This is a genomic window from Rhodococcus sp. Leaf247, assembly GCF_001426185.1.
Lineage (GTDB): Bacteria > Actinomycetota > Actinomycetes > Mycobacteriales > Mycobacteriaceae > Rhodococcoides.
On record NZ_LMRP01000001.1, the window covers coordinates 1,675,217 to 1,700,517 of the forward strand.

Sequence of the window (25,301 nt, forward strand, 5' to 3'; positions counted from 1 at the left end):
CTGTCGCCATGCGACGCCGGTCACACCGGCAGGTGACTAGTCCGCTCGACGACGACGGCGTCCGGCCGACGGGGACGCGTCGCCGCTTCCCATGCCGGCAAGAATGTCGGCGACCGACCGACCGCTCGAATGGGCACCCGAACCGGGGTCCGCAGCGTCGGAGTCCTCGTCCGGCTCCGCGCGGCGGCGTCGGCCACCTGCCGCCGGCGCGTCGTTCGCGGGCTCGGCCACAGGCGTGTCGTCCACAGGGTTGTCGAGTACAGGGGTGTCGTCCACCGGGACGACCTCAGCCGGCTCCTCGTCGGCGGGAAGCTCGACCGGCGGCGTCACCTCGGGCGTGGGCTCGGGTTCCGGCAAAGGTTCGGGCGTGGACTCCGGTTCGGGCGTGGGTTCCGGTTCGGGCAGAGGTTCGGGCTCGGGTAGGGGTTCCGGCTCGGGGGCGGCGGGAACGCTGTCGGCGCGATGGTTCGACGGGATCCACTGCGGAACGGGCGCCTGCTGGGTGCGAGCCTCCGTCTGCGCGTTCTGAGGTACTCGGCCGGCCTGCGGCATGGGGTGGAACGTTCCGTCGTGGTCGAACTCGCCACCGATGACCGAGGTCTCCGCGGTGACCGGGTCGTCGAACGGCGTCGCGAAGCCGGCCGGTCCGTACGAGGGATCCGGCGCGAAACTCGGGGGGCGCCCGCGTGAGCCCGGCACGTACAGACCGGACGGAGCGGGCTCGTACCCACTGTAGGAGCGGTCCGCCAACTCGCGCATGCGCAGCGCCTCACCGGCGATGGCGGCGCGGTCGTCGGGCAGCTCCCCGTCGAACAGCATCTCGAGGCTGCGCCGCAACGACGCCAATTCCGCACGGAGAGCGCGCATCTCGTCCGCATCCGCACCGATCTCACCGCGCACGCGTGATTCGACACCCAGCTCGTACTCGCGGCGGGCGGCGATCTCGCGCTCGAGCTGGAGTTCGTACACGGTCTGGAGATCGCGGGCCTTCATCTGGTCGACGGCGGCGTCGCGTCGGTACTTGGTCATCGCGAACGCACCGAGGATCGCGGCCCAGAGGGCGGCGACGATACCTACTCGCAGAAGCGGAACACTGTCACTGAGAATGAGCAGGACGCTGGCGATGACACCGAGAAGCACCAGACCGGCGAGCGCTGTGTGGTTCTCGCCGCGCTTCGTGCGACGGTTGGCCTTGGGTCGCCCTGTGTCCGTCATGATTCCCAGGGTAACGGCTCGACGTGCTGTCGCACTTCACCAAGCATGACCGGGGTGTCTCACTGTGCGGGCTCGTCGGGTGTGTCGTCGGGAGTTCGGCAGCTGTGTTCGAGCCACAGCGCGGCGGCGACGGCCGCGATACCGGCCACCAATCCGACGACGGCCCCCGGCGTGTCCTCGCTCGCAGCGCGCAATGTCGACCGCAGCGGCAGCAGGTGAACCAGGAACCCGGCCCACACTCCGGCGGCAGCAGCGCCGACCAGTGCCGCGGCTTTCGCGAGAGCAGCGGCACGCGCCACCGTGATCGGATGCAGTTGACCGGGGCCGGGGCCCACGCGTCGACCGCGAACCCGCGATCGGACCAGGAGTCCGACTCCGACCAGCAGCGCCGCGACGGGATACAGCGACGCCCCCGCGAACGGTGACACCGGCGGGACCGACCCGTAGAAGGTCGAGACGAGGATCCAGGTCGCCACCCCGGCGAGGACCGCGAGAGCCAGCAGGTCTCGCACGCGTGTAGCCGTCACGTCAGGCGCAGGTCCGTCGGATGAACGCCGACGCGTTCGGACTCCGGCAACTTCTCCAGCAGCTCACGGACGGGCGTGTCACCGAGAGTCGCATCGGGTTCGACGTCGAGCCAGGGAACCAGGACGAAGGCCCGTTCGTGAGCGCGGGGATGCGGAAGTATCAACTCGGGATCGTCGCTGCACACGTCGTCGCACACGATCACATCGACATCCACGGTTCGCGGACCCCACCGCACGACCCGCTCGCGGTGAGCGATGCGCTCGAGTTCCTGACCGGCCAGCAGCCAGCCCCAGCAGTCCAGGTCCGGATCGTCGACCACGACGACCGCGTTGAGGAAGTCCTGCTGATCGATACCACCCCACGGCGCGGTGGAGTACAGCGACGACACACCGACGACGGCGTCGCCGAGCGAGTCGACCACGCCGCGGAGGTGACTTTCACGATCGCCGATGTTGCTGCCGATCGACAGCACTGCCCGACTCACGCCGGCCTCGACCGCGTCAGCACCACCGCGACGTCCGCGAACGTCAACGGGATCGGCGCGGACGGCTTGTGGAGCGTGACCTCGACGCGTTCGACGCGTGGATCCTTCAGGACACCGTCGGCGATCTCACCCGCCACGGTCTCGATGAGATCGCGCGTCGGTCCCGCGATGACAGCGGCAGCAGCCTCCGCCAATTCGCCGTAGTGCGCCGTGTCGGCGAGGTCGTCCGAGGACGCGGCGGGCGCCAGATCCATGTGCACCACCAGGTCCACGACGAAGTCCTGTCCGTCGCGCTTCTCATGATCGAAGACACCGTGATTGCCGCGAACTGTCAAGCCGCGCAGCTCTATCCGATCCGTCATGTCGTGCCTTCCTTCCTGGTCGCGGTGTGCCACCGGCGATGGACGGCCAGTGCGTCCAGTGTGCTCCGCGCATCGTGCACCCGGACTCCCCACGCGCCGGCCTCGGCCGAGAGCAGGGAGATGGCGGCGGTCGCGGCATCTCGTTCGTGCGGAGGTCTCGGTACCCCGTCCTCCTGAAGCAGGGTGCCCAGGAATCTCTTGCGCGACGCCCCGACGAGGACCGGGATCCCGGTGTCGATCAACCTGTCGAGCCGACCGAGCAGAGCCCAGTTGTGATCGGCGTTCTTCGCGAATCCCAGGCCCGGGTCGAGCACGATGCGCTCACTGTCGACTCCTGCCGCGACGGCTGCGTCGACCTGGTGCAGCAGACCGGCCCGCACGTCCTCGACGATGTCGCCGTAGTCGTGTTCCTCGGCCGCACCGGGCCGGTGAGTCCAGTCGACATTCGATCGCCAGTGCATCAGCACCCACGCGACACCGCCGTCGGCGACAGTTCCCGCCATGTTCGGATCGGCCCGCCCACCGGACACATCGTTGACGATGGACACCCCGGCCTCGATCGCGGACTCCGCGACCGACGCCCGCATCGTGTCGACGCTGACGCACACGCCCTGTGCCGCGAGTTCCGCGATCACCGGTGCTACACGTCGCGCTTCGACAACCGGGTCGACACGATCTGCGCCGGGCCTGGTCGACTCTCCGCCCACATCGACGATGTCGACACCGGCGGCATGCAGGTCGAGGCCGTGCTGCACCGCTGCGTGTACGTCGAGGTAGCGGCCACCGTCGGAGAAGGAATCAGCGGTGACGTTGACGACGCCCATGACGACGGGGCCGTCGCGACGCGGAAGCGTGAACACGTGCCGACGTCCTACTTGCGAAGGATGAGATCCAGCGCTTCGGACCGTGAGACCGCGCTGGACTGGAACACACCGCGCACCGCGGACGTGGTGGTGCTGGCGCCCGGCTTCCGGATGCCTCGCATGGCCATGCACAGGTGCTCGGCCTCCATCACGACGATGACACCCCGTGGCTCCAACTTGCGCATCATCGCGTCCGCGACCTGGGAGGTGAGTCGCTCCTGGACCTGGGGACGCTTGGCGTACAGGTCGACGACGCGCGCCAGCTTGGACAGGCCCGTCACCCGGCCGGACTTGCCGGGGATGTAGCCCACGTGCGCGACGCCGTGGAACGACACCAGGTGGTGTTCGCACGTCGAGTACATGGGGATGTCGCGGACGAGGACGAGTTCACGGTGCGACTCGTCGAACGTGGTGCCGAGGACCTCGTCCGGATCCACGAAGAGTCCGCCGAAGACTTCCTTGTACGCGCGGGCGACACGAGCGGGTGTGTCGCGCAGTCCCTCGCGCTCGGGGTCTTCACCCACCGCGAGCAGCAACTCACGCACGGCTGCTTCGGCGCGCGCCTGGTCGAATGCTCGACCCGACATGACCGACAGCGGCTCGGAATTCGTGGGTGCATCGGTCTGATCGGCATGGTTGACGGACACGGGGGTCCCTTCGGGGAGGCGCGATAGTTGTCGGGAAGGAGCGAGCGCAGACCTTAGCGCGCGTCCGGCCCTTCCCACCGCTGGGTCTCGGGAGGTCGGTTCTCCTGCGGAGGCTGAGGATCCTCGGACTCTCCACGCGGAGGCTGGTACTGGCCCTCGGGATTCTGAGGGTTGCGGTACCGGGGCTCGGGCTGGGCCGGGGTTCCGTACCCCTGGTTCCCGTAACCCTGGTTGTCGTAGCCCGGATTGTCGTAGCCCTGATCGGGCTGCTGGCCGAACGGCTCCTGGTAGGGCTGCGGCTCGGGCTCCTGGTACGGCCTCGGCTCCGGGTACTGCGGCTCCGGGTAGCGCGGCTCCGAGTAGCCCTGCGGCTGCCCGTAACCCTGCGGTTCCCCGTAGCCCTGCGGCTGGCCATAGCCTTGCGGCTGCCCATACCCCTGCGGCTGCCCGTAGGGCTGGGGCTGGCCGTAGCCCTGCGGCTCGGGGTAGTGCGGAGCGTCGTTCTCACGCGGAGGCCAACCGGGTGCGGACCACCCTGCGGGTGCGCCGTAGTCGGGAAGCGACGGTCCCGGACGCCCACCGCGGTGAGCACCGCCCTGACCGTTCTGACCTTGACCGTTCTGACCCTGACCGTTCTGACCGTGTCCGTTCTGGCCATGGCCGTTCTGTCCGTGACCGTTGGACCCGTTGCGCGCATGCGCGTCGGGCTCCGAGCTGCCCTGACCGTTGCCGGCGTAGCTGGGCTGCTTCACCGTCGAGACGGGCGGCCACGGCTCGCCGCGTTCGGTCGCGAGCTCACGCGGCGTCTTCACCGGCGGCTTGGACGACGGAACTCGATCACCGAAGTCGTTGAACGCGGTGATGCGGGGACGCTTCTCGACGCCGGTGAAGATCTTCTCGAGGTCCTTGCGGGTGAGTGTCTCGCGCTCGAGCAGCTCGGTGGCCAGGATGTCGAGGACGTCGCGGTAGTCGTTCAGGATGGCCCACGCCTCGGTGTGCGCGGCTTCGATGAGGTTGCGCACCTCGCCGTCGATCTCGCGAGCGACCTCGTGCGAGTAGTCGGACTGCACGCCCATCGACCGGCCCAGGAACGGATCGCCCTGCTCCTGGCCGTAGCGGACGGCGCCGAGCTTGCTGCTCATGCCGTACTCGGTGACCATCGCGCGAGCGATCTTCGTCGCCTGATCGATGTCGGACGATGCTCCCGTGGTGGGCTCGTGGAAGACGAGCTCCTCGGCGGCGCGGCCACCCATCGCCATGACGAGTCGAGCGATCATCTCGGATCGCGTCATCAGGCCCTTGTCGTCCTCCGGCACCGTCATCGCGTGTCCACCCGTGCGGCCGCGGGCGAGGATGGTGACCTTGTAGATCGGCTCGATGTCGGGCATCGCCCACGCAGCGAGGGTGTGACCACCCTCGTGGTACGCGGTGATCTTGCGCTCGTGCTCGCTGATGATGCGGCTCTTGCGGCGAGGTCCGCCGATGACGCGATCCACCGACTCCTCGAGAGCAGCCTCGGTGACCACGGTGCCGTTCTCGCGAGCGGTCAGCAGTGCGGCCTCGTTGATGACGTTCGCGAGGTCCGCGCCCGACATACCGACGGTGCGCTTCGCCAGACCTTCGAGGTCGGCGTCCTGCGCGATCGGCTTGCCCTTCGAGTGCACCGCGAGGATCGCGCGGCGTCCTGCGAGGTCGGGAGCGCCGACGGGAATCTGTCGGTCGAAGCGGCCGGGGCGCAGCAGCGCGGGGTCGAGGATGTCGGGGCGGTTCGTCGCGGCGATCAGGATGACGCCGGTGCGCTCACCGAACCCGTCCATCTCGACGAGCAGCTGGTTGAGGGTCTGCTCACGCTCGTCGTGGCCACCACCGAGACCGGCGCCACGCTGACGTCCGACGGCGTCGATCTCGTCGACGAAGATGATGCACGGGCTGTTCTGCTTGGCCTGCTCGAAGAGGTCACGCACACGCGACGCACCGACACCGACGAACATCTCGACGAAGTCGGAGCCGGAGATGGTGAAGAAGGGGACACCGGCCTCACCGGCGACAGCGCGGGCGAGCAGCGTCTTGCCGGTTCCGGGAGGGCCGTAGAGCAACACGCCGCGCGGGATCTTGGCACCGAGAGCCTGGTAGCGAGCCGGGTTCTGCAGGAAGTCCTTGATCTCGTAGAGCTCCTCGACGGCCTCGTTCGCCCCTGCCACGTCGGCGAACGTCGTCTTGGGCATGTCCTTGGTGAGCTGCTTGGCCTTGGACTTGCCGAAGCCCATGACACCGCCGCGACCGCCGCCCTGCATGCGGGACATGACGAACACGAAGATGCCGAGCAGGATGATCATCGGCAGCAGGAACACCAGGATCGAGGTGAACCAGCTCTCCTGAGTGACCTGGGTGTCGTAGCTCTCGGCACCGGACTGAGCGACCTTGTCGAAGACCTGCTGGGACACCGCATCGGGATACTGCGCGATGATCTGCGTCGAGTTGTCCGTGGCCGCGTTGCCGCTCTTCAGCGTCAGGCGGACCTGCTGCTCGCGGTCGTCGATCTGCGCCGACGACACGTTCTGGTCGTCGAGCTGCGCGATCGCGACAGAGGTGTCGACGCCCTTCCAGCCACGGGTGTCGTCGCCGAAGTAGCTGAAGGCGAAGATCACCAGCAGGATGCCGGCGACTATCGCCAGGTTGCGGAACAAAGTCTTGCGATTCATACAGCGTCGCCCTCGATGGCAGTAGGACTCACGAACAGGTGTTAGTCGTAGTCGAATATTCGGATCGAACTGTGGACGTCGACGAACGCGGCAAAGCCGCACGCCGACTGCGCACCGGACAAGCCAGGTTACCGCGGATGCGGACGGCTCGGCGGAGCGCGATATCCGGACAACGACCGGGGAGCCCCCTCGGTTCCCGCCGCGACCATGTCGCAGGCGTGGTGACCACTACCTCACAGGGGCGGTCCGTGGCCACGGACGGGCCAGCTCGATCTGCGCGGCCAACGCCAGCAACAGGCGCTCCGACCCCGGCGGCCCCGCGAGTTGCACGGCGAGAGGAGTGCCCGACTCCGGGTGGATACCGGCAGGAACGCTGATCGCCGGCCACCCGAGCAGGTTCCAGGGAGCGGCGAACGGCGCGTACCGGATGTTGGCCGCCATGTTGGCGAGCCAGCCGCGGGTGCTCCAGTCGATCGCACGGATGGGCGGTGTCGCCAGGGCGGGCGTCAGGACCACGTCGACGTCCGTGAAGTACGTCCGCATGTGCCGTTCCAGAGATGCGATCTGCGACGGCTTCACCAACCGTTCCAACCGGCGCCCCACCGCGATGTGACGACGCGTCCGCTTCTGCAGGGCCGAGCGGTCGAGTCCTGTCGCGTCGTCGGCGCCGCCGGCGGTCCATCTCGCGATCTGACCGAGCGGGCTCGCCGGATACGGGAGCTCCGCGGTCGTCGTGCGGTGACCGTCGCCGTCGAGAAGTCGTGCGGTGTCCAGGGTCGCCCGGCGGAAGTGTTCGTCGACCCGGACCACCGGCGACGGTGAGCCGACCGCGACACCGATCCGGACGGACTCCGGCCGGTCGACGTAGGCCAACGACGGATCGTCGGCCATCACCGACAGCATCAGGGCCGCGTCGGCGACCGTCGTGGTCAGCGGACCGTTCTCGGACATCCCGAACCACGAGTTGCGCCCCAGCTGCGACGGGACCACCCCGCGCCCGGGCTTGATACCGACGAGTCCGCAGTTCGCGGCGGGGATGCGGATGGATCCCATACCGTCGTTCCCGTGCGCGATCGGCACCATTCCCGACGCCACCGCAGCGCCGGCACCACCGGACGATCCGCCGGGTGTGAGGTCGAGGTTCCACGGGTTCCGGGTGATACCGCGCGCGCCGTCCGTCGCGCCCCAGAGGCAGAGTTCCGGGACCGACGTCAGTCCGACGACGACGGCGCCGGCCGCACGCAGGCGTGCCACGACGGGATGGTCCGACGTCGCGGCATCCGGTGAGGTGGCAACGGATCCGTTGCGCATCGGGTAGCCGGTGACGGAGACGTTGTCCTTGATCGCGACGGGCACACCGGCCAACGGGAGCGACTGCAGATCGGCCCGGACCGCGACGGCGTCGGCCTCACGGAGAACCTCGTCGGGCCGGACCTCGACGAACGCTCCGATCGCGCCGTCGCGAGAGGCGATGGCGTCGAGCGCCTGCTGCGCGACGGCAGCCGGTTGGACGCGGCCGGACCTGACGTCCCCCGCGATCTCGGTCGCCGTCCGTGCTCCACCTGTCGCCACCATGGCAGTCAGCCTCCGTAGACCCGCGGTTCCAGTAGTCCGATGTAGGGAAGGTCGCGATACCGCTCGTCGTAGTCGAGGCCGTAGCCGACGACGAACTCGTTGGGAATGTCGAAGCCGACGTTGGCGACCTCGACGTCGACCTTGACCGCGTCGGGCTTGCGCAGCAGGGTGACCACCTCGAGGGAGGCGGGCTGCCGGGTGGTGAGGTTCTTCATCAGCCAGGACAGCGTGAGCCCGGAGTCGATGATGTCCTCGACGATGAGCACGTTGCGTCCGTGGATGTCGCGGTCGAGATCCTTGAGGATCCGCACGACGCCCGACGACGACGTCGACGACCCGTACGAGCTGACCGCCATGAATTCGAGCTGGCTCGGAATGGGAAGGGCGCGTGCGAAATCCGTCATGAACATGATGGCGCCCTTGAGGACTCCGACGAGCAACAGATCGCCTTCGGGCCCACCGACGGGATAGCGCTGGGCGATCTCCTCGGCCAGCTCGGCGATACGCGTTTCGATCTCCTCTTCGGAGATCAGGATCGATGCGATGTCGCCCTCGTACACGGGTGTCCCTTCATTCGAGCCTGGTTCGGTCTGTCTGCCGGACAAGGTGGAGCTTGCCACGTCGCCTCACCGCAACCAACCTCTCGCCGTGAGTGCCGCCGGCCACCGCGACGCCGCCCTGCCCGCGCCACCGCCCGATCAGTTCGTCCACCGCTCGCAGCTGTCCGTCGCTGCGCACCGGCACTCCATGAGTACCCAACCACTCGCGTACGACACGACGGCGTATCGCGGCCGGAACGTCGGACAACGGCGCCAGTTCCAGCGCCCCGTGGTCGACGGTCAGGTCCAGCAGCTCGGCAGCTCGCGCGTCGAGCACGTCACCGTCCTCCCGCAGCTGCTCGGCGGTTCTGGCCAGCGCGTCGGCGACCCCGCCACGGAGCACGTCCTCCAGCAACGGGAGCACCTCGTGACGCAGCCGGACCCTGGTGAACGAGGGGTCGGTGTTCTGCGGGTCCTGCCACGGGTCGAGTCCCAGCTCCGCGCACGCACCGACCGTGGCACTCCGCCGCACTCCGAGCAGGGGGCGGCCGTAGGGCGCATCCCACGGGGCCATCCCGCGCAGCGAGCGCGGACCGGATCCGCGGGCGAGACCGAGGAGAACCGTTTCGGCCTGGTCGTCGAGCGTGTGTCCTAGAAGGACCGGCAACTCGCCGCGAACGGAGCCCAGCGCCGCATACCGCGCCCGTCGCGCGGCCGCCTCGGGCCCGCCGGGACCGTCGACGACGACGGTCACGACCTCCGCGGAGTCGCATCCCAGGTCGCGCGCTCGCTCCGCGGCGGCCTCCGCGATGTCGGCGGACCCGGGTTGCAGAGCGTGATCCACCACCACTGCCCTGACTCGAAGACCCTCCGCGACGCACGCGGCGGTGAGCGCCAGGGAATCCGCTCCGCCCGAAAGACCGACGCACACAGTGCCGTTCACGGATCGATCGGTGATCCACGACCGGACTGCGTGCCGGACGAGCAGCAGATTCGGCCCCTCCGGGAAGTGCGGCGGCTGCCCTGTCATCCCAGTACGCGCGCCGTCCACCGCTCGGGGGACTCGATCTCCGACATCAACGGCAGGGTGTCGGCATCGGTCCAGATCGTGTTGAACTGCTCCATCCCGACCTGCTCGACCACGGCGTCCACGAACGCCTTGCCGCGCACGTACTGCGCCATCTTGGCATCCATACCCAGCAGGGCGCGAAGGATGCGCTGCACCGGGTTCTGCTTGCGGGTCCGCCGGCGGTCGAAGGCCTGCCGGATGGCCGTCACCGACGGCACGACGGCGGGACCGACAGCATCCATGACGTGGTCGGCATGGCCCTCGAGCAACGTTCCGAGCACCAGGAGCCGGTCGAGAGCCTCCTGCTGCGCCGGTGCCTGCGTCGCGCGGAGCAGCCCGATGATGCCGCCGTCACCGCCGCTGCGACCTCGGGCGCGGACCGCCTCGGTCAACCGTGCGACGACGTCGGACATCGGCTCGTCGGCACCGTCCTGCAGCACTCCGACGGTGTCCTTCATGTACGTCGCCAACCAGGGCGACGACGAGAACTGGACGCGGTGCGTCACCTCGTGCAGGCACACCCACAGGCGGAAGTCGCTGGGTCGCAGTCGCAGGGATCGTTCGACGGCAACGATGTTCGGCGCCACCAGCAGCAGCGTGCCGTCGGGACCGGTGAACGGGTCGTACTGCCCCAGGATCGCCGTCGACAGGAACGCCAGCATCGCACCTGCCTGAAGTCCGCCGGGCTTGCCGCCGAGGAAGGACGACCCCTCGTCGGATCCCCCGTCGGTGACGCTCACCAGGTGTCTCATCGACTCCGACGCCGCCTCGATCCACTCCGGCCGGTCGATGACCCGAGCAGCGGGAACGGGGAGGCCGTCGGCCAGTCCGGTGACCTCACGGACAGGGCCCTCCGCTCGAACGGACGCGTCGGCCAACTCGGCCAGCGCGGCGTCCTCGGTGTACCGCGTCATCTTCGGACCGCTCGGAGCCAACCGGGCTCCCGACCGCGCGGCGAAACCCCAATCGATCACACCGGAATCACCCATACCGCGTACCTACCCTCTTCGGATCGCCTGCTCGCTCACGTACACCCACACGACCTGAGCGTCGACGCGAGCGCGTCGAGCGCGGGTCGACCGACCTCGGGAGGCCGATCGTTGGACATGAGAGCGAAGGTCAGGACGCGACCACTCTGATCGACGACGTATCCGGCCAACGCACTGGCGGTCGAGAGCGTTCCCGTCTTGGCCCGCAACCAGCCGGCCGCGGTGCGGTCGCCGGAGGCGTACCGGGCGGCGAGAGTGCCGGTGGCGCCGGCCACGGGGAGGTAGTCGAGCATCGGACGCAGCGTCTGCTCGCCGCCGCCGGCTGCCGTCGTGACGATCTGCCCGAGGACGCGCGACGGGATCAGATTGTCGACGGACAGACCGCTGGTGTCCTCGAGGACGACACCGGACACGTCCACGCCGTTCTTCGTCAGCACGCTCAGCACGGCTGCCGTCGCGCCGTCGAACGAGGCCGGGCCGCCCTGCGACTCCGCCACCTCGCGGCCGACGGCCTCGGCGAGGACGTTGTCGGAGAACCCGAGCATCTGGGAGAGTCGCTGCCGCAGCGGCGCCGACTGCACGGTCGCGAGCGATCCGGCTCCCTGCTGAGCCCGCCCGTCCGTCACGATCGCGGGGTCGAGGCCCAGGGCGCGCGCGAGCGCTCGGCCCGCATCGAGGCCTGGAGTCGCGCTGCGCGGCGATTCGTCCACGGTGGGAACGCTGCGTCCACCGTCGAGCGTGACGGGTTCGATGGGAGCGATGTATCCCGCGGCGACGTCTGCCGGGAACCAGCCCTGCGCGGACGACGGCCCGGTGTACGCGCTGCCGTCGACGGCGATCGAGGTGACCGCCGTCCCGGTCTTGCGAATCTGCTCGGCCAGATCGTCGATACGCGCACCGCCGTCGTAGAAACCGGGTCGGCCGACAGGCTCCGCGGTGAGGGTCGGATCTCCCTCGCCGGTCAGGACGACCTGACCGGGCGCTTCGCCGGCAACCACTTTCGTGGTGACACGGTGATCGGCGGGTAGAGCCATCATCGCTGCGGCGGCGGTCAGGATCTTCGTCGTCGACGCCGGAGTCATCGGGGAGTCCGCGTCGACGCTCCACAGCACCTGCCCGGTGGCGGCATCGGCGACGGTGCCGGTGAAGCGGCCGAGGTCCGGGTTCTGCAACGCCGGCGTCAAGACCGCTTGCAGTCCCGCGGGACTCGGCACGGGAGCGTCCGGCGACACGGGGACCACCGCCGGAGCCGGGAGAATCGGCGCCGGTTCCGGTGCGAGCGCCACGTCGGTACCCGTGTCGTCGATGAACGTCGGGGTGATCAGAGCGACGCCCACCACGGCCGCGACGAGGATCGCGAGCGCCGCGACGACCAGTCCGATCCGCGTGCGGAGCCTCGGCCCGGTGGGACGCTTACCTGAACTCACGTCACTCCTCGCTCGTCGGTCACTCGCTGCAGCCTATCGACCCTTCACTCGAACCGAGACTGGGCGGACGGTTACTGTCTGACCACCGGTGCCTGTGAACAGGGCGCCGCCAGACGAACGTGGCCACCGAGCAAAGGAAAGAGCACGTGAAGTTCGACGTGACCATCGAGATCCCCAAGGGTCAGCGCAACAAGTACGAGGTCGATCACGAGTCCGGGCGTCTGCGCCTGGACCGCTACCTCTACACGGCGATGGGATATCCCGCGGACTACGGTTTCATCGAGAACACCCTGGGTGAGGACGGCGATCCGCTGGACGCCTTCGTCCTGCTGCCCGAGTCGGTCTTCCCCGGCGTCCTCGTCGAGGCCCGCCCGGTCGCAATGTTCAAGATGGTCGACGAGGCCGGCGGCGACGACAAGGTGCTGTGCGTTCCCGCGGGAGACCCGCGGTGGGATCACATCCAGGATCTGTCGGACGTCTCCAAGTTCGAACTCGACGCCATCGAGCACTTCTTCGTGCACTACAAGGACCTCGAGCCCAACAAGCACGTCACCGGATCCGACTGGGTCGGCCGCGCGGAAGCCGAAGCCGAGGTCACCGCGTCGATCGAGCGTCTGAAGAACAACGGCGCCCACTGATCCACCGTTCGCGCAGGCAACCCGGACCCTGGCTGTTCTTCGGTCCGGGTTGCATGCTCCGCTGATAGCATCGCTCCCGGACGTCTCCGGTGGAGATGCCCACGAGAGACATCGACGGATACACCGACGACGCGATCGACGACGATAGGGTGCGGTACGAGCGATGAGTGACGCTGTCAGCGACCGGAGAAACTCCTCTTCGGAGGCTATCTCCACCCCTACTCAGTTCCCGTCACTGCCGGTCACCGTGGTGCTGGACCGCATTCCCGTCCCGGTGCTGGCAGTCGAGCCCGGCGGTTCCGTGGTGTTCGCCAACGAGGCCTTCGACGAGCTCATGGGCTTCGACGAAGAGAACCCGCGCTCGGACGACGCACTGTCGCTCCAGGACATCTTTCCGGCGAGCGAGCCGCTCGGCGTCAACATCGCCGAGACCTTTCTGACCACCGTCGCTACCCGCGCGGATTCGCTGTGGCGCATGAGCGATTCGAAGGGCGACATCCTGCAGGTGCGCGCCAGCAAGTCGATCCTGCGTCGCGCGGAGGATTCCGTCGTGCTGGTCGTTCTCGAGGACTTCACCGACCAGCTGTGGAACGACCCGAAGAGCGCCTTCCGCTGATCGGGCCGCTCCGGCCGTCTACTTTCCCGTGAAGTTCGGGGGGCGCTTCTCGAAGACGGACGTGATCGCTTCGGCCAGGTCCTCGGACGGCAGGAACGCGGCGTTCCACGCTGCGACGTATCGCAACGAATCGTCCACGGCCGCAACGCGATTGTGGTCCAACACCGACTTGATCCCGTGCACCACCAGGGGCGGGTTCGCGGCGATCTCGGCCGCGGTGCGACGAGCATGATCCAGCATCGCGTCGGCGTCGTCGAAGACGTCGTTCACCAGGCCGATATGAAGTGCGCGCGCCGCATCGATGTCGCGGCCCGTCAGTGCCAACTCCCGCAGATGACCGTCGCCGATGATGGCGGGCAGTCGCGCGAATGACCCCATGTCGGCGACGATGGCCACCTTCACCTCGCGGACACTGAACTTCGCATCGGCACTGGCGTAACGGATGTCGGCCGCCGAGATCAGGTCGATGCCACCTCCGATGCACCACCCCTGCACGGCGGCGACGACGGGCTTGCGGCAATCGGCGACAGCGTTGATCGACGCCTGCATCCGCTTGATCATGTCGTGGAACGTGCTGCGCGGACCGGCCTGAGCCTTGTCACCCATGACGGCTCCGAAGTCGCCGGCCATGGCGGGGAGGTCGAGGCCGTAGCTGAAGTTGCGTCCCGATCCCGCGAGTACGACTGCACGAACCTCCGGATCGGCATCGATCGCGGAGAAGATCAGCGGCAGCTCGGACCAGAAGTCCGGCCCCATCGCGTTGCCCTTGCCGGGACCGACGAGAGTCACCGTCGCGACGTGGTTCTCGGCTGTCACGGTGAAGGCTTTCCACGCGTCACCGGACGGGGCTGTCGAATAGGCAGTAGTCATCCTCGAAGGATAGTCAGCACACCGGACGGCCAGTACCCGGTGACGAGCCGCCGCGGCCGATATCCTTCGACCATGACCCGGATTCCTCATCCCGGCGCGGCCCACGTCGCGGACGTCCTGATATCGCGCGGCCACCACGGCGTCGTCGTGACCCGGCCGGAACCGATGCACACCGCACGTCAGGCGGCTGCGGCGAGCGGGATCGAGCTGGGCGCCGTGACCAAGTCACTGGTGATGCTTCTCGACGACGATCCGGTGCTGTTTCTTGTGTCCGGCGCCCACAACGTCGACCTCGACGCCACGGGCCGACGCGTCGAGGGCATCCTTACCCGAGCACCACGCGACGTGGCCGAGGACGCCACCGGCCAACCCGTCGGCGGTATCGCTCCGGTGGGTCACCCCACCAACCTGCCCACCTACGTCGACACCGCCCTCGCGGCTTTCCCGCAGTTGTGGGCGGCAGCGGGCCACCCGAACACGACGTTCCGTACGACGTACTCGGAGTTGCTGCGCATCACCGCCGGGCTGGCCGTGGACGTCGGCCCGGACGTCTGATCAGGACGCTCGAACGCGCCGGATCGCCAGTGCAGGAACGACATCGGCGTCGATGGACCGCACGACATCGTCGGCCGACCGATCGACGATGGGCCGCAGAATCACGCCGTCCGCGACATCGACCGCGACGATGTCCGCGATGAGACCTGCGAGCCCGGACGCGGTTCCGACGTACTGCAGCACGCCGTCGCGGGGCTTCGTCTCCGACGCGAGCACGTCTCGACGCGCCGTACGGGCATCGGATGCGATGTGGACGTCGAGATCGACGAACACGCGCGAGTCGGGGTGGTCCGCCTTGAGGCGCGCGTACTTGTTCTGCGCCTCGGACAGGTCCGCCGCCGAGAAGCGCACGATGTCCGACTGCAGCGGAGCGATGTCGGCACCCTGCGCGGCTACGGACGGGTCGAGAGCGACGAGGGCGTCGAGTGGAACGGTGGTCATGGGAGATCCAGTCAGTCGATGAGGCGAGCGTGTCGGGTGGTCAGCGGACCGGACACGCACTCGATGTGGCGCGGCAGTAGTCGACGTGTCGCCGATGCCACAACCCACCTCTCATCACGCTGCTCATGCTAACGAGCCGGTCGTGGCCCGGCGCCGCAGTGAGAGGCACGTCACAGCGACGGCCTCGACGAGCCGGTCGACGTCTCCGTGCGTCGTACCCAGGCCGATGCTCGCGCGGACGGCGCCGCCGGAGACACCAAGACGATCCAGCAACGGATGCGCGCAGAACTTGCCGGCACGCACCGCGATGCCGTGATCGTCGGCGAGCGCCGTGGCCAGGACGGATGGATCGACGCCGGCCACTGCGAAGGAGACAATGCCGACGATGTCCTCCGAGTCGGACCAGACACGCAGGACCTGCACCCCGTCCACCGCGCTCAGGCCGCGGATCAGCGCCGCGGTGCACTCGTGATCGTGGTCGGCGACGGCGCCGAAACCGATGCGCTCGATCTCGTCGCACGCTGCGGCGAGCGCTACCGCTCCCAGCAGGTTCGGCGTGCCGCCCTCGTGTCGCGCCGGCGACGGGGCCCACCGGATGTCGACGCTCTCGCGGCCGTCGTCGATTCCGACGTGCTGCGTCGCTCCCCCACCAGCCAGGTAGGGCTCTGCCACATCGAGCCAATCACGGCGTCCCACAAGCACTCCGGCACCGAACGGTGCGTAGAGCTTGTGGCCGCTGAAGGCGAGGTAGTCGATTCCGGTCGCGGTGAGGTCCACCGGACGGTGCGGAACCAACTGAGCACCGTCGACGAGGATCCGCGCGCCGAACGAATGCGCGAGCGATGCCAGTTCCGCCAGTGGGAGTACTTCACCGGTCACATTGGATGCTCCGGTGATCGCCAGCAGCGCAGCGGGTTTCGATGCCAACTCCGCTCGCAAACGCTCGAGGGTTTCGCGCACCGTGGTCGCGGACCGCACCACACGGCGATTGCGCCAGGGAAGAAGGTTCGCGTGGTGCTCGATGTCCAGCACCACGGTGTCCCCGGGGACGCAGCGCGCCAACAAGTTCAGAGCGTCGGTCGTGTTGCGGGTGAACACCACGACATCGTCGTCGTCCGCTCCGCAGAACGCGTGCACGGTGTTCCGAGCGGCCTCGTACTCCGCGGTGCAGACACGCGACTTGTATCCGGCGCCTCGATGCACACTTGCGCAGTAGGGCAACACATCTCGCACTCGATCGACGACGCTGTCCAGTGCGGGGGCGCTCGCCGCGTAATCGAAATCCGCACAGCGGACGACACGTCCGTCGGTGCATGTGACCTCGTGCTCGCTGCCGTGGATCGACGCGATCGGGCGTTGCAGGGTGCTGGTCATGAGAAATCCCTCCGTCGAGGGATCGACGCACGGCGATAGCCGAGTAGGTGAGCGTCGATCCGCGCTTGCGGCGTCCCGTGCTCGGAACGCAGCCTGGTCGTCACCCGGAGCACCCCACCGCGGAGGAGGGTTGCCGACCAGCTAGCCGGGGCTTGATGCTGGTACTCGTGACCTGAGAGCAGAATGGCAAAGCGGAGCGCGAGTTGTCAACTCCTTCTCGTCGTGTCGGCCGTACAGCAGAGTTGTTCACCAACCCGCAAACTAGCCGTGCAATAACGTGTCGTCACGAACGTGAGAAGTGCTGTTCACCCCGAGAGGCCGCCCGACTTGTCCCTGCAGATCAGCATTCCCGAGGAGTACGTCCGCTCCCATCTGGCCGCACCGGGGCGCACCCTCGTGGACATCCTGGAGGCCACCGCGCGTTCCTGGCCCGATGCGCCTGCACTCGACGACGGCACGACCACGGTCAGCTACGCCGAACTCCTGGACAACATCGACGAGGGGGCGGGCTGGCTGTCTCGGCACGGCGTCTGCGCCGGGGACCGCGTCGGCGTGCGGATGCCGTCGGGTAGCTACTCCCTGTACGCGGCGATCCTGTCGGTGATCGCCGCCGGCGCCGCGTACGTGCCCGTGGATGTCGACGATCCGGACGAGCGCGCCGACATGGTGTTCTCCGAGGCGGGCGTCACGGCGATCATCTCCGCCGGTGGGGTCACCAGCACGGGCGCGCCGAGCACCGGCCGCGCCGTCGGTCGCCCCACTCCCGACGACGATGCGTGGGTCATCTTCACCTCGGGGTCGACGGGTAAGCCCAAGGGCGTCGCGGTGAGCAACCGCAATGCCGCTGCCTTCGTCGACGCCGAGGCACGGCTGTTCCTCCAGGATCGACCGATGGGTCCGGGTGACCGCGTCCTGGCCGGACTCTCGGTGGCCTTCGATGCGTCATGCGAAGAGATGTGGCTGGCGTGGCGTAGTGGCGCCTGCCTGGTGCCCGCGCCCCGCTCGCTCGTGCGCAGCGGCATGGACCTCGGCCCGTGGCTGGTCGCCCGCGACATCAGCGTCGTGTCGACGGTGCCCACGCTGGCCGCACTGTGGCCACGCGAGGCATTGGAGGACGTTCGACTGCTGATCTTCGGCGGTGAGGCCTGCCCACCCGATCTTGCTGAGCGCCTTGCTGTTCCGGGTCGTGAAGTGTGGAACACGTACGGCCCCACCGAGGCGACCGTCGTCGCGTGCGCCGCCCTGATGGACGGCGTCGGCCCGGTCCGCATCGGCCTGCCCCTCGACGGTTGGGATCTGGCGGTCGTCGGTCCCGACGATCGACCCGTGCAGATCGGCGATGTCGGCGAACTCGTGATCGGAGGTGTCGGGCTCGCCCGCTACCTCGATCCGGTGAAGGATGCCGAGAAGTATGCACCCATGGAGTCCCTCGGCTGGGAACGCGCCTACCGCAGTGGCGATCTCGTGCGCCTCGAGCTGGAGGGGCTGCTGTTCCAAGGCCGTGCCGACGACCAGGTGAAGGTCGGCGGACGACGCATCGAGTTGGGTGAGGTGGACAACGCGCTGCAGTCCCTGCCCGGCGTGAGCGGCGCGGCGGCAGCGGTACGCACCACCGGATCGGGCACGCCTGTCCTGGTCGGGTACCTCGTCAGCACGGACCCCGACTTCGACACCGTCCGCGCGCGAGAGCTTCTGGCAGAGCAACTTCCGGCCGCGATGGTTCCGCGACTGGCACTGGTGGACGAGCTGCCGACGCGGACGTCCGGCAAGGTGGACCGCGCCGCGCTCCCCTGGCCGCTACCCCGACGCGGAGGTCCCGTCGAGGACTCGGCTCTCGCCGGAACGGCCGGATGGGTGGCCGAGTTGTGGAGCGACGTGCTCGGCTCCGAGATCGGGTCACTGGACGCCGACTTCTTCGCAGCCGGTGGCGGCTCGCTGTCCGCGGCTCTGCTCGTGACTCGCCTGCGCGAGCGGTTCCCCGAGATCACCGTGGCCCAACTCTACGACCACCCGCGGCTGGGTTCGCTGGTGGCGCTGCTCGACTCACTGGTTCCGCCACCCGTGACGGAGAAGCGGATCGTGACGCCGACCCCGCGGTCGGCGCAACTCGCGCAGGTACTGGCCACCCTGCCGTTGACGACGCTGACCGGGCTGCAATGGGTCACCTGGCTCGGCGTCGTGGCCAACCTTGCGTCGACTGTCTCCCCGCACGCGTGGTTGCCCACCCTGTCGTGGTGGTGGCTGGCACTCGGCTTCCTGCTGTTCGTCACCCCAGTCGGACGCATGGCTGTGTCCGTCGTCGGATCTCGCGCGCTCATGCGCGGCGTGACCGAGGGTTCGCACCCGCGCGGCGGGAGCGTCCACCTCAGGTTGTGGGCGGCCAATCGCCTCACCGACGCCAGCGGCGCATCGAACCTGTCCGGGGCACCGTGGATGGTCTACTACGCGAGGGCTCTCGGTGCGACGGTCGGGCGCGACGTCGACCTGCACACGTTGCCCCCGGTGACGGGCATGCTCACTCTCGGTGACGGGTGCGCGCTCGAACCGGAGGTCGACCTGTCGGGGTACTGGATCGACGGCGACGTCGTCCACATCGGCTCGATCGAGGTCGGAGCCGGCGCGACGGTCGGGGCGCGTTCGACACTTCTGCCCGGGGCGCGCATCGGCCGCAACGCCGAGATCACCGCCGGGTCCGCCGTCTCGGGCAAGGTCAAGGCCGGTCAGCAGTGGTCGGGATCCCCGGCCGCGAAGGTCGGCAAGGCCACCCATCCGTGGCCCGACGCGGCGCCCCCGCGCGGACGGGGATGGGTGCCGGTCTACGGACTGACCTCGCTGCTGCTGTCGGGACTGCCTCTGGTGTCGATCGCTGTGGGTCTGTTGCTCGTCGTCGTCGGGATTTCGGACGCCGGAACGGGACTCGGGGCCGTCGGTCTCGGATTCGCGCTCGTCGCTCCGGCGGCGCTGATCTCGCTGATCGTGTTCGCGGCGATCACTCTGGCATCGGTCCGGTTGCTGTCCATCGGACTCGTACCGGGGCACCACGCGGTCCGCAGCCGGATCGGGTGGCAGGTGTGGGCGACGGAACGGCTCATGGACTCCGCTCGCACGTTCCTGTTCCCGCTGTACGCGAGCCTCCTGACACCGGGATGGCTGCGACTGCTGGGTGCCGACATCGGCAAGGACGTCGAAGCGTCGACGGTGCTGATGGTTCCCAAGTTCACCACCGTCGGAGACGGCGCCTTCCTTGCCGACGACACGATGATCGCCAGCTACGAACTCGGTGGCGGATGGATGCACCTCGGTGAAGCCAAGGTGGGCAAGCGTGCGTTCCTCGGCAACTCGGGGATGGCGGCCGCCGGACGTCGAGTGCCCAAGAACGGTCTGGTCGCGGTGCTGTCCGCGGCGCCGGCCAAGGCGAAGTCCGGTTCGTCGTGGCTGGGCAGCCCGCCCGTACGCCTGCGCCGCGCCCCCAACTCGTCGGACACCACGCGCACCTTCGATCCGCCGCGGAAGCTGAAGATCGCGCGCGCCGTCGTCGAGACATGTCGCCTCGTCCCGGTCGTCGTGTCGTTCGCCGTCGGCTTCGGCGTCCTCGCGGCCCTCACCGCCATTGCCTGCGAGATCGGTTACTGGGCGGCCGCGCTCCTCAGCGGCGTTGTCCTACTGGTGGCGGGAGCTGTCGCCGCGATCGTCTCGGCCGCCGCGAAGTGGTCACTGGTCGGTCGGATCGGTGCGGTGGAACACCCGCTGTGGAGCTCGTTCGTGTGGCGCAACGAAGTTGCCGACACATTCGTGGAGGTCGTCGCGGCGCCGTGGTTCGCTCGGGCGGCGGAGGGAACACCGGTTCTGAACCTGTGGCTCCGTTGGCTCGGCGCACACATCGGGAAGGGAGTCTGGTGTGAGACCTACTGGTTGCCCGAGGCGGACCTCATCACACTCGGCGACGGCGCGACCGTCAACAGAGGGTGCGTCGTGCAGACACATCTGTTCCATGATCGGATCATGAGCATGGACACGGTCACGTTGGGGGCGGGCGCCACTCTGGGCCCGCATTGCGTCGCACTCCCCGCGGCAGGAATCGGCGCAGGAGCGACCGTCGGTCCGGCGTCGTTGGTCATGCGCGGTGACACCGTGCCGGAGTCCAGCCGGTGGCAGGGCAACCCCATCGCGCCCTGGACCGAGAAATGACCCAGGACGTCGGCGCGGCACGCGATTCCCCGATCGACCCGTACTTGCCGCAGAACGGCAACCGGGGCTACTCCGTCGATCGCTACGAGCTGTCCCTCGAATACAAGGTGCACTCGAACCGCCTGTCGGGCAAAGCCGTCGTCCACGCGGTGACCACTCGACAGATCTCCGAGTTCTCCCTGGACATGGGTCCGGCGTTGTCGCCGTCGAAGGTCGGTATCGCGGGAATGCGCGGTGTGCGCTTCACCCACCGCGGCGCGAAGCTCACCGTCAAGGCGCAGCGACCGATCGCCGAGGGCACCCCGTTCGTTCTCACCGTGGCCTACAGCGGCAACCCGGCACCCATCAAGGGCGTCTGGGGCGAGGTCGGCTGGGAGGAACTGACCGACGGTGCCATCGTCGCGAGTCAGCCGAACGGCGCCGCGTCGTGGTTCCCGTGCGACGATCACCCGAGTTCCAAAGCGGCATACACCATCTCGGTCACGACCGATTCGCCGTACCACGTCGTATCCAACGGAACTCTGACGCACACGTACGTGAAGTCCTCGCGCACCACGTGGGTCTACGAGCAGCCGGAGCCGATGGCGACCTACCTGGCCACGGTGCAGATCGGCCTGTACGAGAGGCATCGGGTCTGCAGCACACCGGTTCCCGTCGACGCCGTCCTGCCCGCGCGTCTGCGGCGCAACTTCGACCACGACTTCGGTCGCCAGCAGCAGATGATGGAGACGTTCGTCGAGTCGTTCGGGCCGTATCCGTTCGACTCCTACGCCGTCGTCGTCACCGACGACGAACTCGAAATCCCCATCGAGGCACAGACCTTGTCGATCTTCGGCGCCAACCACTGCGCCGGTGACCGCGGGTACGAACGTCTGGTCGCGCACGAGCTCGCGCACCAGTGGTTCGGCAACAGCCTCACCATCGGTCGGTGGAGCGACATCTGGCTGCACGAGGGATTCGCCTGCTACTCCGAGTGGATCTGGTTCGAGAACTCGAACGGTCCGTCCGCGCATCAGGAAGCCACGCGAGCGCACAGTCGGCTGTCGTCGCTTCCGCAGGACCTCGTCCTGGCGGATCCGACACCGGACGACATGTTCGACGACCGTGTCTACAAGCGCGGAGCCCTTGCGCTGCATGCTCTTCGGCGCACTCTCGGCGACGGACCGTTCTTCGATCTGCTGCGTGAGTGGACCACCACGTTCCGGCACTCGACGGTGGCCACTGCCGACTTCGTCGCTCTGGCGAAGAAGTACGGCAGCGACGACGACTTCTGGGAGTCGTGGCTGCGGAAGAAGCGGCTTCCCCGCCTGCCCTGACCGGGGTCGACCCCGATCAGCGCGCCTTTCTCCAGCTGGCGTCCTTCAGACCCACGAACACCAGGGTCAACGCCGCCAGAATTGCACCGGCGACGAAGAGTTCCGGGTAGGTGACCGAACCGGGGAACTGCTCGACCACCACCGCCAGGATCGCCGGGACGGCGAAGCCGAGATACGTGACGGAGTAGAACACGGCGGTCAGTCCGGCCAGGTCGTTCGGTCCGGCGATGCGCTGGACCTCCTGCAGTCCCGACACCATCGCCATGCCGTACCCGCATCCGAGCACCGCCGCAGCGAGCAGCGCCATCGGCACGGTGAGAACGTCCGCCGCGACGGAGACCAGGGTCATGCCGACCACGATGATCGCGAGCGCGACCATGATCGCCCGTGCATTGTGCGGGGTGTCGATCCGTCGGCCCACTGCCTGGATCGCGAAGCCGGACGACAGGGCGACGACACCGAGCAGTGCGGAGAACGCGATGGGGAACGATCCTGAATGGTCCGCCATCAGGCCCGGCAGGACCGCGTACGCGACACTGGCCGCGGTGAAGACCCAGGGCGCTGTGGGGAGAACCACGGTGACGAAGCGGCGGTGACCCGCCGACGGAATCTTCAGGTCGTCGATCAGCGAACCGGTGTTCTCGCTGCGCATCCGCGTTTCCGGGATACCGATCAGGGCGGCTGTAGCGATCGCCGCGAGAGCGACGTGCACCAGGTACGGCAGCACTTCGGGCCACGGCGCCCACTGCGCCAGCACTCCGGCGACACCGGCGCCGACGGCGAATCCGCCGGTCAGCGACATCGCGGCGCGGCGAGCACCCGCTCCGACCGTGTCGGCGGACAGTTCTTTGAGCCAGCTCCCGCCGACCGCCATGCCCAACCCGAGAGCGACACCGCTGAGCACGCGGCCCGTGGCCAGGAGCGGGGCGGTGTGCGATCCGAGGGCGATGATGATCGACCCGGCCGCCGCGATGGCCGGCGCGGGGAGCATCAGGGGGCGTCGACCGTAGCGATCGGAGAGTGGACCGCCGATCAACAGCGCCGGAACGATGCCGACGACGTAGGCGAAGAGGAACACGTCGACGATGACGGGCGAGAAGCCGTGGCCCTCGCGGTACATGACGAGCAGCGGCGTGAATTCGTTGCCACCCCACGCGACGGCGAGCATGCCCAAGGCGACGGGCAGCCATGTGCGAGTTGTGGTTCCGCGATCCAGAACGGTCATCGGGATTCTGTCCTTGTCCGCCGCGACGCCAGAGAATGCGTTGCGGCCATGTGGTCGACGAGGGCGGCGTCGTAGCCGGCGACGTCTCCCTGCTCGACGAGTTCGGTGAGACGTGTGTGGTCGTCGATGATCGACGACAACACGTCCGGGTTACGTGCCACGGAGTTCGCGGTCATGCGGCGCTGCCGGTCACGCAATCCTGAGTAGAAGGTCGACAGCAGGGGGTTGTCCCCGTGCGTGACGACGACGGTGTGGAAGTCTGCGTCCTCCGCGGCGAAGCCGAGCGAGTCACCCGCGTCGGCGAGCGCGCGCTGCCGGACGAGACTCTCCCGCATCTGCGCGGTGGCGGAGGCTCGGCTCCCCGCGTCCTGGGCGAATGCCTCGAGTGATCCGGTCTCGACCAGTCGTCGAGCGGCGACCAGGTGCGTCGCTTCGTCCGGTGCCACCGGAACGACCAGGGCTCCGCGTTTGGGGTAGAGCCGCATCCATCCTTCGGCCGCGAGTCGCAGGAACGCTTCGCGGACGGGGGTGCGGCTGGTGCCGGTGCGCTCGGCGATCTGCCCCTCGCTGATCAGCTCACCACCCGGCAGCTCGCCGGAGACGATGAGTTCCTTGACCGTCGCGTACGCCCGATCGGACGACGAGACGGTTGCATCTGTGTTGCGCACGTCTTGTATCTAAGCAGTGTCCGTCCTGGTCGACCACCCCGGAGTGGCCGACCACACAGTCGAGTCAGACGTAATCCCAGAACTGCAGCCACTGCACCGAGGCGAAGAGCGCCAGCGTCACCGCGTACACACCGGCGACCACCAGCGCACCGAGAACCGACACGCGTCGGCCGGCCCCGCGCTCCGGGTCGAGCCACCAGGCGAAGCCGCGGGTCGCCCACGGCATCAGGAACCACGTCATGGCGCCGACGGACACGATCTGGCTCAGCCACATGGACAGCCACGGGTCGATCCCCACGGCGTCGAGGTGCGGGCCGAGGAAACGCGAGAGCAGCATCACCGTCGGGTAGAGCACGAGGAGCACCATCATGGCCGATTTCCAGTTCGGCGTGACCTCGGATTCGCCGTCCCGCACGCGCACGATCGATCCGAAGCGATCGATATCGGCGGAGGTCGAGAAGTCCCGCGTGAGATGCGGTCGCACCATGGACAACGCGGAGCCCCGATCGGCGGAGCTCAACCACGTCGCGAGCTGGGCATCGGTGCGGAACTTCACGACGGAGAGCCATGCCTCCGTTCCACCGGGCAGCGCATCCGGGCCGTATACCAGCGAGAACTCGTGCCCGGACGCGTCGGCTCCCAGCGTCGTCAGATGACGCTGAGCTGCGAGGAATTCGTCTCGGGAAGGCGTTGCCACGTCGTGGACGAAGACCTCGACTCCGGTCGGGGGTGCACCCCCGTCGACGATCACCACGTCGCCGAACCTGCGCAACACCCCGTGCGCGGCACCGGCTTCGACCAGTCGCGTCCATTTCGGGGAGTCGAGGAACGACGTCAGCCGGTCGGCACCGTCGAACCGCAGCACCACTGCCGAAGCACCCTCCTGCGCCAGATGGAGTCCGACGAACCCCGCTGAGGACGCCGCAACGGCCTCGACCTCCGTGGCCCAGGCGCGCATCTCGTCGACCGACGTGGGGTGACAGACCACCAGAACCGTTGCAGTGCTCACT

The 25,301-nt window shown here is 68.3% G+C and carries 23 protein-coding genes and 1 riboswitch; of the genes, 5 read left to right on the forward strand and 18 right to left on the reverse strand.

Features of this window, described 5'->3' with window-relative positions:
* Positions 1–36: 36 nt before the first annotated feature.
* The 12 genes from ASG64_RS07845 to dacB all read right to left on the reverse strand — a co-directional run bounded on the left by ASG64_RS07845 (position 37) and on the right by dacB (position 12,400).
* Positions 37–1,215 (reverse strand): DUF6779 domain-containing protein, encoded by a 1,179-nt coding sequence (locus ASG64_RS07845; protein WP_042574208.1) that lies wholly within the window; start codon positions 1,213–1,215, stop codon positions 37–39.
* 59 nt (positions 1,216–1,274) lie between these two features.
* Positions 1,275–1,742 carry a DUF3180 domain-containing protein gene (locus tag ASG64_RS07850; RefSeq protein WP_042574209.1) on the reverse strand — a complete coding sequence of 156 codons (468 nt, stop codon included), beginning with the start codon at positions 1,740–1,742 and terminating at the stop codon, positions 1,275–1,277.
* Complete coding sequence (folK, locus tag ASG64_RS07855; protein ID WP_056071762.1) at positions 1,739–2,227, reverse strand: 2-amino-4-hydroxy-6-hydroxymethyldihydropteridine diphosphokinase; 489 nt, start codon at positions 2,225–2,227, stop codon at positions 1,739–1,741. The genes ASG64_RS07850 and folK overlap by 4 nt, the downstream gene beginning before the upstream one ends.
* Entirely contained in the window at positions 2,224–2,589 is a 366-nt protein-coding gene (folB, locus tag ASG64_RS07860; protein ID WP_042574211.1) for a dihydroneopterin aldolase, read from the reverse strand. Before folB ends, folK begins: the two co-directional genes overlap by 4 nt.
* Positions 2,586–3,413, reverse strand: coding sequence for a dihydropteroate synthase (folP, locus tag ASG64_RS07865; protein ID WP_056072918.1), 828 nt, complete (start codon positions 3,411–3,413; stop codon positions 2,586–2,588). The genes folB and folP overlap by 4 nt, the downstream gene beginning before the upstream one ends.
* A gap of 47 nt (positions 3,414–3,460) precedes the next feature.
* Positions 3,461–4,039: a GTP cyclohydrolase I FolE gene (folE, locus tag ASG64_RS07870; protein WP_042574283.1), complete on the reverse strand. Its 579-nt coding sequence runs from the start codon at positions 4,037–4,039 to the stop codon at positions 3,461–3,463.
* Positions 4,040–4,152: 113 nt separating this feature from the next.
* Positions 4,153–6,801 carry an ATP-dependent zinc metalloprotease FtsH gene (ftsH, locus tag ASG64_RS07875; RefSeq protein WP_082518216.1) on the reverse strand — a complete coding sequence of 883 codons (2,649 nt, stop codon included), beginning with the start codon at positions 6,799–6,801 and terminating at the stop codon, positions 4,153–4,155.
* Between the two features lie 228 nt (positions 6,802–7,029).
* A complete protein-coding gene (locus tag ASG64_RS07880; RefSeq protein ID WP_056071765.1) occupies positions 7,030–8,376 on the reverse strand; it encodes an amidase in 1,347 nt (448 codons plus the stop codon).
* Between the two features lie 5 nt (positions 8,377–8,381).
* A complete protein-coding gene (gene hpt, locus ASG64_RS07885; RefSeq protein ID WP_042574214.1) occupies positions 8,382–8,936 on the reverse strand; it encodes a hypoxanthine phosphoribosyltransferase in 555 nt (184 codons plus the stop codon).
* 10 nt (positions 8,937–8,946) lie between these two features.
* Complete coding sequence (gene tilS / locus ASG64_RS07890; protein WP_156388292.1) at positions 8,947–9,945, reverse strand: tRNA lysidine(34) synthetase TilS; 999 nt, start codon at positions 9,943–9,945, stop codon at positions 8,947–8,949.
* The gene (locus ASG64_RS07895; RefSeq protein ID WP_056071770.1) at positions 9,942–10,973 is read right to left on the reverse strand and encodes a zinc-dependent metalloprotease; all 1,032 of its coding nucleotides are present in this window, start codon (positions 10,971–10,973) and stop codon (positions 9,942–9,944) included. Before ASG64_RS07895 ends, tilS begins: the two co-directional genes overlap by 4 nt.
* 35 nt (positions 10,974–11,008) lie before the next feature.
* Positions 11,009–12,400, reverse strand: coding sequence for a D-alanyl-D-alanine carboxypeptidase/D-alanyl-D-alanine endopeptidase (dacB, locus tag ASG64_RS07900; protein WP_056071773.1), 1,392 nt, complete (start codon positions 12,398–12,400; stop codon positions 11,009–11,011).
* A 146-nt stretch (positions 12,401–12,546) separates the two neighbouring features.
* On the opposite strand from dacB, the gene ASG64_RS07905 reads away from it, so the two are divergent.
* Together ASG64_RS07905 and ASG64_RS07910 are read left to right on the forward strand one after the other, a co-directional pair.
* Complete coding sequence (locus ASG64_RS07905) at positions 12,547–13,038, forward strand: inorganic diphosphatase (protein WP_042574218.1); 492 nt, start codon at positions 12,547–12,549, stop codon at positions 13,036–13,038.
* A gap of 163 nt (positions 13,039–13,201) precedes the next feature.
* Complete coding sequence (locus ASG64_RS07910) at positions 13,202–13,654, forward strand: histidine kinase (protein WP_056071777.1); 453 nt, start codon at positions 13,202–13,204, stop codon at positions 13,652–13,654.
* Between the two features lie 18 nt (positions 13,655–13,672).
* Here ASG64_RS07910 and ASG64_RS07915 read toward each other — a convergent pair whose 3' ends face one another.
* The gene (locus tag ASG64_RS07915; RefSeq protein WP_056071780.1) at positions 13,673–14,524 is read right to left on the reverse strand and encodes a crotonase/enoyl-CoA hydratase family protein; all 852 of its coding nucleotides are present in this window, start codon (positions 14,522–14,524) and stop codon (positions 13,673–13,675) included.
* 72 nt (positions 14,525–14,596) lie between these two features.
* On the opposite strand from ASG64_RS07915, the gene ASG64_RS07920 reads away from it, so the two are divergent.
* Positions 14,597–15,079, forward strand: coding sequence for a YbaK/EbsC family protein (locus tag ASG64_RS07920; RefSeq protein ID WP_042574221.1), 483 nt, complete (start codon positions 14,597–14,599; stop codon positions 15,077–15,079).
* On the opposite strand, the gene ASG64_RS07925 is transcribed toward ASG64_RS07920, so the two are convergent.
* Together ASG64_RS07925 and ASG64_RS07930 are read right to left on the reverse strand one after the other, a co-directional pair.
* On the reverse strand, positions 15,080–15,520 hold the full coding sequence (locus tag ASG64_RS07925; RefSeq protein WP_056071783.1) for a hypothetical protein: 441 nt from the start codon (positions 15,518–15,520) through the stop codon (positions 15,080–15,082). It abuts the gene before it with no gap.
* A gap of 123 nt (positions 15,521–15,643) precedes the next feature.
* Complete coding sequence (locus tag ASG64_RS07930) at positions 15,644–16,894, reverse strand: aminotransferase class V-fold PLP-dependent enzyme (protein ID WP_056071787.1); 1,251 nt, start codon at positions 16,892–16,894, stop codon at positions 15,644–15,646.
* Between the two features lie 56 nt (positions 16,895–16,950).
* A riboswitch (SAM riboswitch) is annotated at positions 16,951–17,067 on the reverse strand.
* Positions 17,068–17,221: 154 nt separating this feature from the next.
* On the opposite strand from ASG64_RS07930, the gene ASG64_RS07935 reads away from it, so the two are divergent.
* Both ASG64_RS07935 and ASG64_RS07940 read left to right on the forward strand, forming a co-directional pair.
* Positions 17,222–21,082 (forward strand): Pls/PosA family non-ribosomal peptide synthetase, encoded by a 3,861-nt coding sequence (locus ASG64_RS07935; RefSeq protein ID WP_156388332.1) that lies wholly within the window; start codon positions 17,222–17,224, stop codon positions 21,080–21,082.
* Positions 21,079–22,398, forward strand: coding sequence for a M1 family metallopeptidase (locus ASG64_RS07940; RefSeq protein ID WP_056071794.1), 1,320 nt, complete (start codon positions 21,079–21,081; stop codon positions 22,396–22,398). Before ASG64_RS07935 ends, ASG64_RS07940 begins: the two co-directional genes overlap by 4 nt.
* Positions 22,399–22,414: 16 nt before the next feature.
* Here ASG64_RS07940 and ASG64_RS07945 read toward each other — a convergent pair whose 3' ends face one another.
* From ASG64_RS07945 to ASG64_RS07955, 3 genes are all read right to left on the reverse strand, one after another.
* Complete coding sequence (locus ASG64_RS07945; protein ID WP_056071797.1) at positions 22,415–23,623, reverse strand: MFS transporter; 1,209 nt, start codon at positions 23,621–23,623, stop codon at positions 22,415–22,417.
* Positions 23,620–24,291: a GntR family transcriptional regulator gene (locus tag ASG64_RS07950; protein WP_056071800.1), complete on the reverse strand. Its 672-nt coding sequence runs from the start codon at positions 24,289–24,291 to the stop codon at positions 23,620–23,622. The genes ASG64_RS07945 and ASG64_RS07950 overlap by 4 nt, the downstream gene beginning before the upstream one ends.
* Positions 24,292–24,355: 64 nt before the next feature.
* Positions 24,356–25,300 (reverse strand): hypothetical protein, encoded by a 945-nt coding sequence (locus ASG64_RS07955; protein WP_056071805.1) that lies wholly within the window; start codon positions 25,298–25,300, stop codon positions 24,356–24,358.
* Position 25,301 lies beyond the last annotated feature (1 nt).